We start from the raw sequence: 13,372 nt of genomic DNA, 5'->3' as shown, positions 1-13,372 counted from the left end.
CACCTTTTATAGTGTAATTGCGGCAATAAAGCCGAATATAAGTAACGGTATATTATAGTGTAGAAATGTTGGAACACATGTATCCCATATATGATGGTGCTGACCATCAGCATTTAAACCGGACGTTGGTCCAAGTGTACTATCAGATGCTGGAGAACCTGCATCACCAAGTGCACCAGCTGTACCGATAATTGCGATTGTAGCCATGGGACTAAATCCGAGCTGGACGCATAACGGTACGAAAATTGTTGTTAAGATTGGGATGGTTGAAAAGGAAGAACCAATTCCCATCGTAACGAGAAGTCCAATAACGAGCATAAGAAATGCAGCAAGCGGTTTATTATTTCCGATTATATGTGCACTCGTTTGCACAAGAGATTCAACATGTCCAGTTTTTCGAAGAACAGCGCCAAATCCAGCGGCAGAAATCATAACAAATCCGATAAAGGACATCATACGCATTCCGCTCGTTAAAATAGCATCGGCTTCTTTAAGAGGGAGACTACCGCTAACTGATAAGACGATAATACCTGCTAAAGCACCAAAAATCATTGATTCTGTTGCTAATTGCACAGTTAATGTAGCGAGTATTGATAATAAACCAAAAGTAATGCTTCTTTTCGTATAGGGAACGATTTCATTCTGTGCAGCATGAATTTGTTCTGTTTCATATGTACGTGGTTTTCGGTATGTAATGAAAACTGCTACACATAATCCGATAATCATACCGATTGCTGGAATAGTCATCGCTTTTGGAATAAGTGCGACATCAAATGTAAGACCGCTTTGCGCAGCATTTGTTTGTAATACGTCATGATAAATTTTTCCGAATCCTGCTGGGACCCACATGTAAGGGGTAATTAATCCAAATGTAATAAGACATGTTACAAGCCTACGATCCACCCTCAGCTCATTTAATACTTTCAAAAGTGCTGGAATTAAGATTGGGATGAAGGCGATATGAACAGGGATAATATTTTGTGAGAAACAAGCCATTGTTAAAATGATAAATAATATAAGTATTTTAGAATAGACTTGTTTTTTCGTGTCTTGTTCGTTGCCGATCCATTTTAAAGCTGATTGGATCATTGCATCAGGAAGTCCTGTTTTTGAAAGGGAAATAGCAAATCCACCGAGCATTGCGTAGCTTAATGCGATAGGAGCACTGTTCCCAAGACCGGCTGTAAAAGTACTAATTGTTTCTGAAATACCGAGTCCGCCGATAAGTCCGCCTGTTAAAGCTCCAACGATAATGGCGACAATGACTTGGACACGTAACAAACTAAGCAGTAGCATGACTGCTACTGCGATGAGTACAGCGTTCATAATAAATGTAATCTCCCTAATTTTTATTCTGTTAAGGCAAGCAAGTGTTTGTAGTGACATATACTTGCGACATATCATTATAAAATGTTTTCTATGAAATGTAAAAGAGCCTTTCGTTATGTATGTTGAAAAGATAGTTCTTGTTTAATTGATTGTAAAGATTTGGCGAATAGTTCAGGCTCTTCTAAATCTGGAGAATGTGCCGAGTTTGGAAACCAAACCATCTTTTTAATAGGAGCTTGAATGATATCGCAATATTGTTGAACGAGTGCATAAGGAGTTTGATAATCATAGCGACCAGAACAAAAATAAACAGGAACAGATAAACTTGAAATAGACGAAAAGAAATCGATTGTTAGCATCTCTTCCCATAAAACTCCGGATTTTAAATTTCCTGCGAGAAATTTGAACCAGTCTAATAGCGTATATTCAGGAGAAAAGAAACCTTTTCGTATGAAAGAAAAGGAAGATCCGTTTTGTATTGCTCCGCCAAATGTACCAAGCCACTTTCTTTGAATAATGAGACGTCTCGTATCTAAAAAGGGTGGTTTCCCTAACTTTAAAAGAGAAGCTAATGCCTTTTTATGGTCATGTTTTTTTGCAGAGCTAATTAAATGTCGGTATAGTAATTCTTCGTTTTGCTTCATATGTACGATTTGACCGATGCCGATGTATGCTTCTATATATTTGGGATATTGACTAGCGATTTGCAGTCCGATAATACTCCCCCAAGAATGCCCAGCGAGAAACAATTTCTGTTTTTTAAAGCGTCTAAGAAGATAGTGAATGACTTCTTTTGCATCTGAAATAAATTGATCAATCGTAAAATTTGTTTGGATATCTCGCCATAAAAAGGATTTACCTGCCCCGCGTTGATCCCAATTAATAACGATAAAGTGCTTTTCTAACTCTTTTTGAAAATGACGAATAAAGCCGATTTGTGCCATACCAGGTCCACCGTGACAGCATAATAAAATAGGCTGTTCCACGTTTTGTCCGCGTATAAGGAGAGATTGTTTCCGGTCATTAATCATAACGCTTTCTATCGTAGCGATACTGTTAGGGATTAATTGCTTCTTTTCGTTATAAAACTGTGGTGTATAGCTACGAAAAAGCATATGTAAACCTCCTTTTCTTAAATGGTATGAATCGCACAGGCTCTTTCTTTTGCATATACTACTAGAAAATCATTGTATCATAACATACTGGTTTGATTTCAAGTTTAGGCGATTAAGAGAGGAGGGAGAATGTGACGATTGGAGAAATTATTGATTCTTTAAATAGACGCGAATCAATCGCTATTATAGCGAAACGGCTTGAAATGAGCCCATATACATTATCAAAGAAGTTAAGGGTGATTGGATATGAATATGATGGAGAGCAGAAAAAACGTATCTTTATAGGTGATGGTGAAGAGCCACGTCATTTGCAAATCCAAGAAGCTACTGCCCTTCAATATGCAAAAACAGACTATCAATTACTAATTTATGAACAATTACAAAGCATTTATGAATTGCTAAGAAAAAGAGAAGAAATAAGTGTTCAAATTATAAGTAAGAGCACAGAGAAAAAGAAACGAACCTTTTCGATTAATATAGAAGTATTAGCAAGACTAGATGTTATATCGGAATCGAAAGGGATTCAAAAGTCTAAAATTGTAGAAGAAGCACTACATGAATTTTTGCAACGGTATGATGTTAATCATGAAACGTATCCAGAGAAATAAAAGAAAGGATACTATGTTCCATATAAGAGCGTGTATCCTTTTTGTCTTATTTTATTTCATTTTTTGTTTCGAAAAGTAATATAGGAACCAAACGGCATGATTTTGTTCATCAGCTGCTGCGCGCCGAAATGTTTCTTTCACTTGTTGATTTGTCGTTTCGTCTGCAATTTCTAAGTAAAAATCAACTGTTCGTTGCTCATCTTGTATAGCGAATTCTAATCCGTTCAAATAAAGAGTTGGACATTCTTCAGTGATTTGGGGCTGAGGGTTTTTACCGGTTGAAAGGGTGTAGATTTGTACAAATTGGTGAAAATGTTTTATTTCATCTTGCCGAATTTCAAGGATTTGATTTCGTTCATTTATGTCTGGAGCTAAATTAGCTAATTTAGCATAACAATGAATGGCGCTATATTCTCCATTAATTGCTTTCTCAATACTACGAATGAGTTTGTCATTTTGTCGATATAATGTATCGTCATTGTTTGGATAGAAATACATACAAACCCTCCTATTATAGTTTTCTATATACTACGAGGAAACAAGGGGCTATGTGCTTATCCTTTACTGCACTAGAAGAATGACAATACGTATGACTCTAAAAGAAGAAGCTCCTTGCATATAAAAAGGAGCTTCTTCTTTCGAGTGTCACGCACTAGTTTGAATAGTATTTAGTTGATTTTTTGAATACGTCCATCAATAATTGGCTGAATTGGTTCTTTCACTTGTTTTACATAATCGACTAATGCTTCAAAATCGTTTGGACCAGTTTCAGTATTTTTTCCATTTTTAAAGGATACAAATCCATCGCCGCCAGAAGCTAGGAAGGCATTTGCAACTACGCTATACGTTTTCGTGGAAACTAATTCTTCACCATTGGTTAAACGGATATTCGTAACCTTTTCACCATTTGGTTTAATTGCATCCCAAGTGTATTGGATACCTGAAATTTGGAGCATTCTCGTTGTTCCTTTTTGCCATTGTTGATTTAAAATTTCACGAATATCTTGACCTGTTAAATCCATTTTAATTAATTGATTTCCGAAAGGCTGAATACCATATAACTCGCCCCATGTAATATCTCCAGCGTCTAGATCATTGCGAATTCCACCAGGATTCATAAGAGCGATTTGTGTTTGCATTGTTTGGCGCTGTGCATCGGCAATTAAATTTCCAAGGGTAGATTCACCAGCATCGTTTTGTTTACGGTCGATAGGTGCTGTAGATTTTCCGACAACTTCATTTACAAGCGGTGCAATTTTTTCTTTATATTGATCTAACTTTTGTTTTACTTGTTTATCAGGTTCTACACCTTCATGATATGTTGTGATAACTTCAGCTTTTTTCTTCACAATATCTTTTGTTTTTCTATCAATTGTTACATCTACGTCCGAGAAAGCCATTCCGTAAGAGTTCGCCTGTACGATGAGTTTATTATTTACAGTACCATTTACGTACGTATGACTATGTCCGCCGAAAATAACATCAACTTCGGGATCTGTTTCATTTGCAATGCGAGTAAGGTCACCGTTTGTTACACCAGTGTCATCAGTTGTACCTCCAACGTGTGCAAGGACTACGATAGATTTAACACCGAGACGCTTTAATTGCTGAGTAGATTTATTAATAGCTTCTACTTCATCAGTAATTTGTACATTCTTTAGCATAGTTGGCATAACGACATTCGGTGTATCCGTTGTAACAACTCCGATGAATCCTACAGGAACTCCATCTACCATTTTTACAGTAAATGGTGGTAAAAATAAGCGGCCAGTAGATTTATTATAGAAGTTTGCAGCGACATAAGGGAAGTTTGCTCCTTTGAAATTCCCTGTTTTTTCATGATATCCACCATAAATAAGGCGTCGCATTTCATCAATGCCTTCATCAAATTCATGATTTCCAATTGTACCAACATCAAATTTTAAGTCATTTAAAAATTCAATAGTTGGTTCGTCCTGTAATAAAGCAGAAACTGGTGGGCTAGCTCCGGCAATATCTCCAGCATGTACAAGAAGTGTATTAGGGTTTTGTTTTTTGCGTTCTTTTAAATAAGTAGCTAAGTAATCAGCACCACCAGCTTCTTTATTGTTAATTTTTTTTACAGTATCTAGTTGTCCATGGAAATCATTAATACCAAGCATTTGTACGTCTATGTATCGGTTTTGTTCGGCAGGAGCCTGAGATGGAGGAGCGGCGAATACGCTTGAAAAAGTAATAGTGCTTAAAACAGCAACAGCAGGAATAATTTTTTTCCACATAATTAATTTCTCCTTTTTTTATAATCTGACATCATACGACATAATTTTAATAGATTACTAGGATTATATCTACCATAAAATTTAGTTTTTTCGAAAAATTAACATATTTACAAAAAAAGAATAATAGAGAATCGGGGGGCATGTATCTTTTTTATTGTCGATTTCGCCGTGTATCCTCTATAATGGAGAAAAAAGTAAAAGGTGAATAGTATGAAGAAAAAGAAGCAAAGACAAACACAAAGACACTCTCAAATGAATCAACCAGAGAAAGAATCACTTACACTAGGTGATCAATTGAACGATTCGTTAATGCAACAATTAAAGAATAAGAAAAAAGAGTTGCAAGTGAGAGAAGAGAAAAAAGAGGCAGCAGAACAAGAAAGAAAGCGTAAGGAACAAAAAGAACGTGAAAAGAATAAATCATTTGAAGAACTGTTAAGTGAAAGTAGCCTTACTTGGAAAGACTTTAAATAATAAAAACATGATCAGTGAAATGCCGCTGATCATTTTTTTGACGAGTTTGTAAGAAAAGGGGAGTTAGAATGAGGGAAATTGTAGTCGTTTCGTACGAAAATCATTGGAGTGAGAAATTTCAAATGGAGGCCGAAAGATTAAAATCGGCGATGCCAGAAACGGTGAAAATCCATCATATTGGAAGTACGTCAGTGCCAGGACTAGCAGCTAAACCTATTATTGATATGATCATGGAAGTAGAAAGTATCGACAGAGTAGATCATTGGAATGAACGATTTAAAGAGCTTGGTTACATCGTGAAAGGGGAAAATGGTATTTCAGGTCGTCGTTTTTTTATTCATGGAACTGAGGAGAAACGCTCGTATCATTTGCACGTATTTGAAAAAGGGAATCCTGAGATTACAAGGCATTTATCGTTTCGTGATTACATGATGGCTCATTGTGAAGAAGCAGAGGCGTATGCAACTTTAAAGAAAGAACTAGCGGAAAAATATACATATGATGGCACGATGTATACGGAAGGAAAAAATGAGTTTGTACGTAATGTAGATGAAAAGGCGAAAGAATGGATAGAAAATAACGTGAATGGCTGAGTTCACGTTGTTTTTTTAAATGTGTATAAAAGTATTATGTAAACTGTACGTATGTTTTGACTTTTTGGATGAATCTTGTTGAAATAAAGTGGTGGTTTATAAAAAATGTAACATTGAAAGGGAGAACGAGTGTGCATATTCCAACAACTACACTTCATAATGGTGTGAAAATGCCGATGATTGGTCTAGGCGTTTATAAAGCGAAAGAAGGCAACGAAGTTAAACAAGCAGTAAAAACAGCATTAGAATTTGGATACCGTTCGATTGATACAGCAACTGTATATGAAAATGAAAGCGGTGTCGGAGAAGCGGTTCGTGAATCTGGAATCTCGCGAGAAGACTTGTTTATTACAACAAAAGTTTGGAACGACGATCAAGGGTACGAGGAGACGCTCGAGGCGTTTGAAAAAAGTTTAAAGAAATTACAAATGGACTATGTAGATTTATATTTAATCCATTGGCCGATAAGAGGGAAGTATGTTGATACGTACCGTGCTCTAGAAAAGCTATATGAAGAAGGTAAAGTGCGTGCCATTGGTGTTTCTAATTTTCATAAACATCATTTAGAACTGTTATTACCAAATTGCAAAGTGAAGCCGATGGTAAACCAAGTTGAACTTCATCCAATGCTAGCGCAATTTGAATTGCGTGATTTCTGTCAAGGTGAGCAAATTCAAATGGAAGCATGGAGTCCTTTAATGAGAGGCGGCGAAGTATTCCAGCATCCAATTATTCAGGCTATTTCTAAAAAATATGAAAAGTCACCTGCACAAGTTATATTAAGGTGGGATATTCAAAGTGGGATTGTGACTATTCCTAAATCTGTTACGCCATCTCGTATTAAAGAGAACTTTACTATTTTTGATTTCTCATTAACTGAAGAAGAGATGGATCAAATTAATACGTTAAATCGTAATTTACATGTAGGAACGAATCCTGATAAATATGATACGTTATAAAAATGCTATCTGTACGGTTATAGAAAGTGGTGGGAAAGTTGCCCGAACGCTACAAATCAATTAATTTCAGTTCAAAATAAGAGAAATAATAGTCGTTTATTCGCGGTAGATAAACATAACGTTAAATTAGTTCATGAAACAACTTCTGATCCATATAAAGATCAATACAAAGAAGGTGTCTCCAAAAGGTCATTTTTAATGAGCTTTTGGGACACCTTCTTTTTTAACTTGATGGCTATGACCTGTACGGTAACGTTTTTTTAACGATGTAATGTATATGTATCAAATTTAACAATTTGCTGAAGTTGTGCATATTCTTCTTTTGTTAACGACGTTTGTTCCCCAGCATGTACATTTGCTTGCAACTGTTGAATAGAGCTTGCACCAGGTATAACAGATGCAACAGCTTCATTATGTAAGCAGTATTGAATGGCTGATCCAGTTAAAGATCTTTCTCCTATAATTTCTTTTACACTCGCGAGTGTTGTATTTAATTCATCATAAGAATAGGAGAGGTAATCTTTTTCCTTTACTCTTTCTATCTTGCTTGCATTGTTGTTAGTTAAAATACCTTTCGCAAGTGGTCCGCGTGCGATGACACTAATTTGATGTTCATTAAGCAGTGGGAACCATTCTTCAGGACGACGATTTAAAAGGCTGTACTCCATTAATACACTAATGATATTTGAACGTTTTGCATACTCACGAATGACATTTGGACGTATAGAAGAGATACCATAATGACGAATAATACCTTCTTTTTTCAATTCTTCAAAGGCTTCAATTGTTTCATCTATAGGATCTTCAGTCGTCCCGCCATGCAGTTGATATAAATCAATATAATCTGTTTGAAGTCTACGTAAACTCTCTTTTGCTTCGGCTTTTATATAAGCTTTAGAAGGATCCCAAGACCAGCCGTTTTTTTCCTCTGTCCATCGATTTCCAACCTTTGTTGTAAGAACAATTTGGTCGCGTTTTCCTTTCAGAGCTTTTCCAACAAATTCTTCATTTAATCCATAGTCGTATAAGTCCGCTGTATCAAAAAAGTTAATTCCTAAATCGATTGCCTCATCGATAATACGCATAGCTTCAGCCTCAGATGTACCGAGAGACATACAGCCAAATCCAATTTCCGTAACATATAAATCTGAGTTTCCTAATTGACGTTTTTTCATAGGTCAACCTCCTTATCTTTATTGTACGAAAGGGAAAGGAGGTTGACAAACGTTTACTTTTTGTTTGCTGTAATCCACTCTTGCACAGTTGTATACTCTTTTCCATATTGTTTTAGCTTATGACGAATTTGCCATGCTTTGCCGACTAAAGTGACGCGATTTGGTAAAATGTAAACTTTCATTTCTATCACGCTCCTTTCAATGTGGTAAAATGTATGAAGAACGATTAGGAAATAGAACAGGGAGATGAAGTAGTATGAGTAATCTTGCAGAAAGAACAGTAAAAACTGAACCGATTTTTGATGGTAGAGTTATAAAAGTTCGTGTTGATGATGTAGTATTACCAAATGGAGAAATGAGTAAACGTGAAATCGTAAATCACCCTGGGGCAGTTGCTATTATTGCTATTACTGATGAGGGGAAAATTGTACTCGTTGAGCAGTATCGTAAAGCTCTCGAAAAGGCAATTGTGGAAATTCCTGCTGGGAAGTTAGAACCTGGGGAAAAGCCAGAGGTAACAGCAGTTCGTGAATTAGAAGAAGAAACAGGATATGTATGTGAAAATATGGAGCTTATTACATCTTTCTATACATCACCTGGTTTTGCAGATGAGATTTTATATGTATATAAAGCGACAGGATTAATACAAAAAGAAAATAAAGCAGCTTTAGATGAAGATGAATTTGTGGAATTAATGGAAGTGTCATTAGAAGAAGCGATTGATCTTATGAAAGACCTTCGCATACATGATGCTAAGACGATGTTTGCAGTACAATATTTACAATTACAAAAATAAACACTCGCCTAAGGCGAGTGTTTTTAGTTGATTTTTGCATATACACGTGCATCGCGTAAGCTGCCATCGGGTGCTAGGAAATCATTTTCCATTGTACCTTCTAAAATAAATTCTAGACGTTCTGCTAAGTTACATGCGTTTATATTTGTTGCATCAGTACGAATTTCAATTCTTCTAGCACCTAGTTTATCAAATGCAAATTGAATCGCACCTTTAATGGCTTCTGTCATATAGCCATGCTTTGTATAAGCGCTATGTAGCCAGAAGTGAAGTGAAAACTTTGGAATATCCCAGTTTTCAGGATTGAGAGTAATAGCTCCGATGAATGTACCAGATACTTTATCGTATAAATGGAAATCAAGTGTTTCACGAAGTAAAAACTGTCCGTGAGCTTCGCGAACAATTTCTTCAGCACGTTCTTCTGTTTCAGCTGTAATTGGCATCCATGGTAATAAGTCTTCTAGAGAAGCTTGGATTGCTTCATATACTTCTGTGCCATCACCTGGAAACGGCTTACGTACTTGCAAGCGCTCAGTTTGAAATAATGTTGGAAAATCTAATAATAATGGTTTCAAGAGAAATCCCTCCTATTCTCTACTTTTTAGTTTAGCAAAGTAGAGCGGAATTTCAATGCTAATTCGTCATACTTTTTTTCTTTCTTTCATACATTTTTAGTAAGAGTGTGAACGGAGGGAAGGAAAATGTGGCGAAAAACGTGGCAAGACCGTGTAATGTCTCACATACAGGAAAATTCTTCACTATATATATTTAATGCGGTTTTATTACTGATGGGAGTAATATTTGGAGCGATTCTTGTGAATAGTTTACAAATAAACCAAAAGCAAGATTTATCATTTTATTTACAGCGTTTTTTTGGACAAGTTTCTAAAGGAGAATTTGCTGTCGCAGGCGAAATGTTTCGAGAAAGTTACTTTTCGCAATTAAAATATATCGGCTTTATTTGGATTTTGGGGATTTCAATTATTGGGTTGCCGCTCATTTTTATCTTACTATTTTTAAAAGGGGTAGTTGTTGGATTTACAGTAGGTTTTTTAGTAAGTCAGCACGGATGGAATGGACTATTATTAGCATTTGTATCTGTATTGCCACAAAATTTAATTATAATTCCTGTATTTCTCGTAATGACAACAATTGCTGCAAGCTTTTCCTTGAGAATGATTAGGCATCAATTTATCCGGAAAATAACTGAGCCACTATTACCGTTATTAATTCGCTATACATGCTTTTTTCTCGTGATTGGAGCGGTATTAGCTATTGCTTCCAGTGTCGAAGCGTATGCATCACCAGTTTTAATGAAAGAAGTTGTGGAGGCGATTAACAAACAATAAATACTTTTTGAGAATAATTATCAATTTGTTTTTATTGTTTTTCTTTTGACAGGAGCCCTTCTTCTGATATAATGGTGTAAGAGTGGCGAGGAGGGAGTAGTACCGAATGGAAGAAAGAATTGAACGAATTAAGAAGCAATTACATGCAGCGAGCTATAAATTGACACCACAACGTGAAGCAACAGTTCGTGTGCTGCTAGAAAATGAAGAAGATCATTTAAGCGCAGAAGATGTATACCTCCTTGTAAAAGAAAAGTCGCCAGAGATCGGATTAGCAACCGTTTATCGAACTTTAGAGTTATTGTCTGAGTTGAAAGTTGTCGATAAGATTAACTTTGGAGACGGTGTTTCGCGTTATGACTTACGCCAAGAAGGTGCACAGCGTTTCCATCATCATTTAATCTGTACACAATGCGGTGCTGTACAAGAAATACAAGAAGATTTACTTGGTGAAGTGGAGAATAAAGTGGAACGAGACTGGAGCTTTAAGGTGAAAGATCATCGTTTAACATTCCATGGGATTTGTAAAAATTGTCAAGAAAATGAAACGGATGAAAAATAACCTTTTCCTATTTAACTAGGAAGAGGTTTTTTATTTGAATAAGGTATAAATTGGTGAAAGCTTGGCATATGTTGTAATAACTTATATTTTGGAGGAATTTACAATGCGCCGAGCTTTAAAATTAACTTTTGATGGGATGAAAGTATTTTTATTATTTACAAGTTGTACGATTTTGTTTTATTTCGCTATACTATGGATAAATGAAGAATATGAAAGTTACCATCGTTATGAAAAGCCAAAAGAAGAGACTGTAGAAAAAGTATCAGGGAATGAGGAGCCGGAAAAGGATGCTTTCGTAAATAGAATGATGTTTTTCTATGAAAATGGGGAGTAGTGTAGATTGGAAGATCAATTAAAAGATTTTATTCATTATATGATTGTTGAAAAAGGTTTAGCGAAAAATACAGTTGTATCTTATGAACGCGATTTGAAAAGCTATGTGAAGTATTTGCAAAATGTAGAACAAACGAAGACGTTTCATGAAGTGACACGCTTGCATATTGTTAACTTTTTGCAGCATTTAAAAGAAAACGGAAAATCTTCAAAAACATTGGCGCGTCATATTGCATCGATTCGTTCGTTTCATCAATTTTTACTTCGTGAGCGAGCAGTGGAGCATGACCCATCGGTACATATTGAAACGCCACAAGGGGAACGGAAATTACCAAAAGTATTATCGATCGACGAAGTGGAAGCATTGCTTCAAACACCGAAAACGGCAAGTGCTTTTGGGATTCGTGATAAGGCAATGTTAGAGTTGTTATATGCAACAGGACTTCGTGTTTCAGAATTAATTTCATTAAATTTAGAAGATGTACACTTAACGATGGGGTTTGTTCGCTGCATAGGGAAAGGGAATAAAGAAAGAATTATTCCATTAGGAAGCTTAGCGACAGAAGCGATTCAAAAGTATATTGAAAAAGGAAGAAGAGAATTGATGGGTAAAAAAGCAGTAGATGCACTCTTTTTAAACCATCATGGTAATCGATTATCGAGACAAGGATTTTGGAAAATTTTAAAACGATTAGCGAAAGAAGCAAATATTGAAAAAGAGCTTACACCGCATACGTTACGCCATTCTTTTGCTACACATTTATTAGAAAACGGGGCAGACTTGCGTGCTGTACAAGAAATGCTTGGACATGCAGATATTTCAACGACGCAAATTTATACGCACGTTTCAAAAACTAGATTAAAAGATGTATATAAACAGTTTCACCCGAGAGCATAGTCACTATGCTCTTTTTTCATAGATTAAGAAGAACAAACCATTTCACAGAAACTTCACAAACATTTCGTACATTGTTTTCAGCAGAACACTGGAATATTACAATGTCTTTCCTCTATACTAAATAAAGTATGAAGGAGGAAATGATGATGAAAAAACTTATTATTACGTTATTTATCGCGATGCTAGCATTGGCTGGCTGTAATACAAACAAAGAAGAACAAAAGAAAGAAAAACTTGAAGCTGTAAAAGTAGCAGTTCAAACGAATCCGAAAGAAATTAAACCAGGTGAAAAAACAGAAGTACAAGCACTTGTTACACAAGGAAAAGAAAAAGTAACAGATGCTGATGATGTAAAGTTTGAAATTTGGAAAGCAGGCGACGAAAAGCACGAGATGTTAAATGCTAAGCATAAAGGAAAAGGTGTTTATACTGTAGAAAAAACATTCGAAACGGATGGAGTATATCATGTTATTGCTCATACAAATGCACGTGAAATGCATGTTATGCCAGAAGTAAAAGTGGCTGTGGGAAATGCAAAAGTTGAAGATGCGAAAAAAGAAGAAGGTCATGGGGATCATAAAAGTGATACGATGATACATCTTATGGCTGGAGATATTAAAGCAAATGCTGAGTCAACAATGAAAGTTCATTTAAAACAAAAAGAAGAAGCGTTATCTGGTGCTGAAGTACAACTTGAGATTTGGAAAGACGGCGTTGAAAAACACGAATTTATTCCGGTGAAAGAGGGGAATAAAGGGGAGTATGAAAGTAAACATACTTTCAAAGAGAATGGTGCTTATAAAGTGAAAGTTCATGTAAGAAAAGGTGAACTACATGAACATAAAGAAGAAACAGTAGAAGTAAAATAAAAAGTAGCTCTTTAGAGCTGCTTTTTATTTTAGGAAAAAAGTCATGAAATGATT

Annotated in this window: 17 protein-coding genes; 10 read left to right on the top strand and 7 right to left on the bottom strand. The window is 35.8% G+C overall.

Features of this window, described 5'->3' with window-relative positions:
* Positions 1-6: 6 nt before the first annotated feature.
* Both MHI07_RS19210 and MHI07_RS19205 read right to left on the bottom strand, forming a co-directional pair.
* Complete coding sequence (locus tag MHI07_RS19210; RefSeq protein ID WP_002111651.1) at positions 7-1,326, bottom strand: Na+/H+ antiporter family protein; 1,320 nt, start codon at positions 1,324-1,326, stop codon at positions 7-9.
* Positions 1,327-1,442: 116 nt separating this feature from the next.
* Complete coding sequence (locus tag MHI07_RS19205; RefSeq protein ID WP_002111650.1) at positions 1,443-2,444, bottom strand: alpha/beta fold hydrolase; 1,002 nt, start codon at positions 2,442-2,444, stop codon at positions 1,443-1,445.
* Between the two features lie 131 nt (positions 2,445-2,575).
* Between MHI07_RS19205 and MHI07_RS19200 the strand changes: the two genes are divergently transcribed.
* Positions 2,576-3,052, top strand: a complete 477-nt coding sequence (locus MHI07_RS19200) for a ribbon-helix-helix domain-containing protein (protein ID WP_002067020.1) — start codon at positions 2,576-2,578, stop codon at positions 3,050-3,052.
* Positions 3,053-3,103: 51 nt separating this feature from the next.
* Here the strand turns inward: MHI07_RS19200 and MHI07_RS19195 are convergent, their stop codons facing one another.
* Together MHI07_RS19195 and MHI07_RS19190 are read right to left on the bottom strand one after the other, a co-directional pair.
* Positions 3,104-3,550 (bottom strand): ferritin-like domain-containing protein, encoded by a 447-nt coding sequence (locus tag MHI07_RS19195; RefSeq protein WP_002111648.1) that lies wholly within the window; start codon positions 3,548-3,550, stop codon positions 3,104-3,106.
* Positions 3,551-3,720: 170 nt separating this feature from the next.
* The gene (locus MHI07_RS19190) at positions 3,721-5,310 is read right to left on the bottom strand and encodes a bifunctional metallophosphatase/5'-nucleotidase (protein ID WP_002111647.1); all 1,590 of its coding nucleotides are present in this window, start codon (positions 5,308-5,310) and stop codon (positions 3,721-3,723) included.
* Between the two features lie 210 nt (positions 5,311-5,520).
* On the opposite strand from MHI07_RS19190, the gene MHI07_RS19185 reads away from it, so the two are divergent.
* The 3 genes from MHI07_RS19185 (at position 5,521) to MHI07_RS19175 (ending at position 7,336) form a co-directional block, all read left to right on the top strand.
* Complete coding sequence (locus MHI07_RS19185; protein ID WP_002014945.1) at positions 5,521-5,784, top strand: YqkE family protein; 264 nt, start codon at positions 5,521-5,523, stop codon at positions 5,782-5,784.
* 68 nt (positions 5,785-5,852) lie between these two features.
* Positions 5,853-6,377 (top strand): GrpB family protein, encoded by a 525-nt coding sequence (locus MHI07_RS19180; RefSeq protein WP_340825692.1) that lies wholly within the window; start codon positions 5,853-5,855, stop codon positions 6,375-6,377.
* 131 nt (positions 6,378-6,508) lie between these two features.
* Positions 6,509-7,336, top strand: a complete 828-nt coding sequence (locus tag MHI07_RS19175; protein ID WP_002160598.1) for an aldo/keto reductase — start codon at positions 6,509-6,511, stop codon at positions 7,334-7,336.
* A gap of 260 nt (positions 7,337-7,596) precedes the next feature.
* On the opposite strand, the gene MHI07_RS19170 is transcribed toward MHI07_RS19175, so the two are convergent.
* Positions 7,597-8,511, bottom strand: a complete 915-nt coding sequence (locus MHI07_RS19170) for an aldo/keto reductase (RefSeq protein WP_215579570.1) — start codon at positions 8,509-8,511, stop codon at positions 7,597-7,599.
* A 53-nt stretch (positions 8,512-8,564) separates the two neighbouring features.
* Positions 8,565-8,693, bottom strand: coding sequence for a Z-ring formation inhibitor MciZ (gene mciZ, locus MHI07_RS19165; protein ID WP_000870295.1), 129 nt, complete (start codon positions 8,691-8,693; stop codon positions 8,565-8,567).
* Between the two features lie 74 nt (positions 8,694-8,767).
* On the opposite strand from mciZ, the gene MHI07_RS19160 reads away from it, so the two are divergent.
* Positions 8,768-9,307: an NUDIX hydrolase gene (locus MHI07_RS19160; RefSeq protein WP_340825689.1), complete on the top strand. Its 540-nt coding sequence runs from the start codon at positions 8,768-8,770 to the stop codon at positions 9,305-9,307.
* 23 nt (positions 9,308-9,330) lie between these two features.
* On the opposite strand, the gene MHI07_RS19155 is transcribed toward MHI07_RS19160, so the two are convergent.
* Positions 9,331-9,882 (bottom strand): GNAT family N-acetyltransferase, encoded by a 552-nt coding sequence (locus MHI07_RS19155; protein ID WP_340825687.1) that lies wholly within the window; start codon positions 9,880-9,882, stop codon positions 9,331-9,333.
* A gap of 126 nt (positions 9,883-10,008) precedes the next feature.
* Here MHI07_RS19155 and spoIIM point away from each other — a divergent pair, with 126 nt between their 5' ends.
* From spoIIM to MHI07_RS19130, 5 genes are all read left to right on the top strand, one after another.
* Positions 10,009-10,656 carry a stage II sporulation protein M gene (gene spoIIM, locus MHI07_RS19150; protein WP_002111637.1) on the top strand — a complete coding sequence of 216 codons (648 nt, stop codon included), beginning with the start codon at positions 10,009-10,011 and terminating at the stop codon, positions 10,654-10,656.
* 106 nt (positions 10,657-10,762) lie between these two features.
* Positions 10,763-11,218, top strand: coding sequence for a ferric iron uptake transcriptional regulator (gene fur / locus MHI07_RS19145; RefSeq protein ID WP_000392654.1), 456 nt, complete (start codon positions 10,763-10,765; stop codon positions 11,216-11,218).
* Positions 11,219-11,321: 103 nt separating this feature from the next.
* Positions 11,322-11,552: a YqzK family protein gene (locus tag MHI07_RS19140; RefSeq protein WP_002088473.1), complete on the top strand. Its 231-nt coding sequence runs from the start codon at positions 11,322-11,324 to the stop codon at positions 11,550-11,552.
* Positions 11,553-11,558: 6 nt separating this feature from the next.
* Complete coding sequence (xerD, locus tag MHI07_RS19135) at positions 11,559-12,449, top strand: site-specific tyrosine recombinase XerD (protein WP_002111635.1); 891 nt, start codon at positions 11,559-11,561, stop codon at positions 12,447-12,449.
* Positions 12,450-12,592: 143 nt separating this feature from the next.
* Positions 12,593-13,318, top strand: a complete 726-nt coding sequence (locus MHI07_RS19130) for a FixH family protein (RefSeq protein ID WP_340825683.1) — start codon at positions 12,593-12,595, stop codon at positions 13,316-13,318.
* The last annotated feature ends 54 nt before the right edge of the window (positions 13,319-13,372 follow it).

Source organism: Bacillus sp. FSL H8-0545 (assembly GCF_038006105.1).
Classification (GTDB): Bacteria; Bacillota; Bacilli; order Bacillales; family Bacillaceae_G; genus Bacillus_A; species Bacillus_A cereus_U.
This window is presented reverse-complemented; position numbering and strand designations above follow the sequence as displayed.

What these genes read in the sequence shown, in the direction of transcription:
- MHI07_RS19210 (WP_002111651.1), bottom strand. Translation starts at nt 1,326, where the DNA reads ATGAACGCTGTACTCATCGCAGTAGCAGTCATGCTACTGCTTAGTTTG.
- MHI07_RS19205 (WP_002111650.1), bottom strand. Translation starts at nt 2,444, where the DNA reads ATGCTTTTTCGTAGCTATACACCACAGTTTTATAACGAAAAGAAGCAA.
- MHI07_RS19195 (WP_002111648.1), bottom strand. Translation starts at nt 3,550, where the DNA reads ATGTATTTCTATCCAAACAATGACGATACATTATATCGACAAAATGAC.
- MHI07_RS19190 (WP_002111647.1), bottom strand. Translation starts at nt 5,310, where the DNA reads ATGTGGAAAAAAATTATTCCTGCTGTTGCTGTTTTAAGCACTATTACT.
- MHI07_RS19185 (WP_002014945.1), top strand. Translation starts at nt 5,521, where the DNA reads ATGAAGAAAAAGAAGCAAAGACAAACACAAAGACACTCTCAAATGAAT.
- MHI07_RS19180 (WP_340825692.1), top strand. Translation starts at nt 5,853, where the DNA reads ATGAGGGAAATTGTAGTCGTTTCGTACGAAAATCATTGGAGTGAGAAA.
- MHI07_RS19170 (WP_215579570.1), bottom strand. Translation starts at nt 8,511, where the DNA reads ATGAAAAAACGTCAATTAGGAAACTCAGATTTATATGTTACGGAAATT.
- mciZ (WP_000870295.1), bottom strand. Translation starts at nt 8,693, where the DNA reads ATGAAAGTTTACATTTTACCAAATCGCGTCACTTTAGTCGGCAAAGCA.
- MHI07_RS19160 (WP_340825689.1), top strand. Translation starts at nt 8,768, where the DNA reads ATGAGTAATCTTGCAGAAAGAACAGTAAAAACTGAACCGATTTTTGAT.
- spoIIM (WP_002111637.1), top strand. Translation starts at nt 10,009, where the DNA reads ATGTGGCGAAAAACGTGGCAAGACCGTGTAATGTCTCACATACAGGAA.
- fur (WP_000392654.1), top strand. Translation starts at nt 10,763, where the DNA reads ATGGAAGAAAGAATTGAACGAATTAAGAAGCAATTACATGCAGCGAGC.
- MHI07_RS19140 (WP_002088473.1), top strand. Translation starts at nt 11,322, where the DNA reads ATGCGCCGAGCTTTAAAATTAACTTTTGATGGGATGAAAGTATTTTTA.
- MHI07_RS19130 (WP_340825683.1), top strand. Translation starts at nt 12,593, where the DNA reads ATGATGAAAAAACTTATTATTACGTTATTTATCGCGATGCTAGCATTG.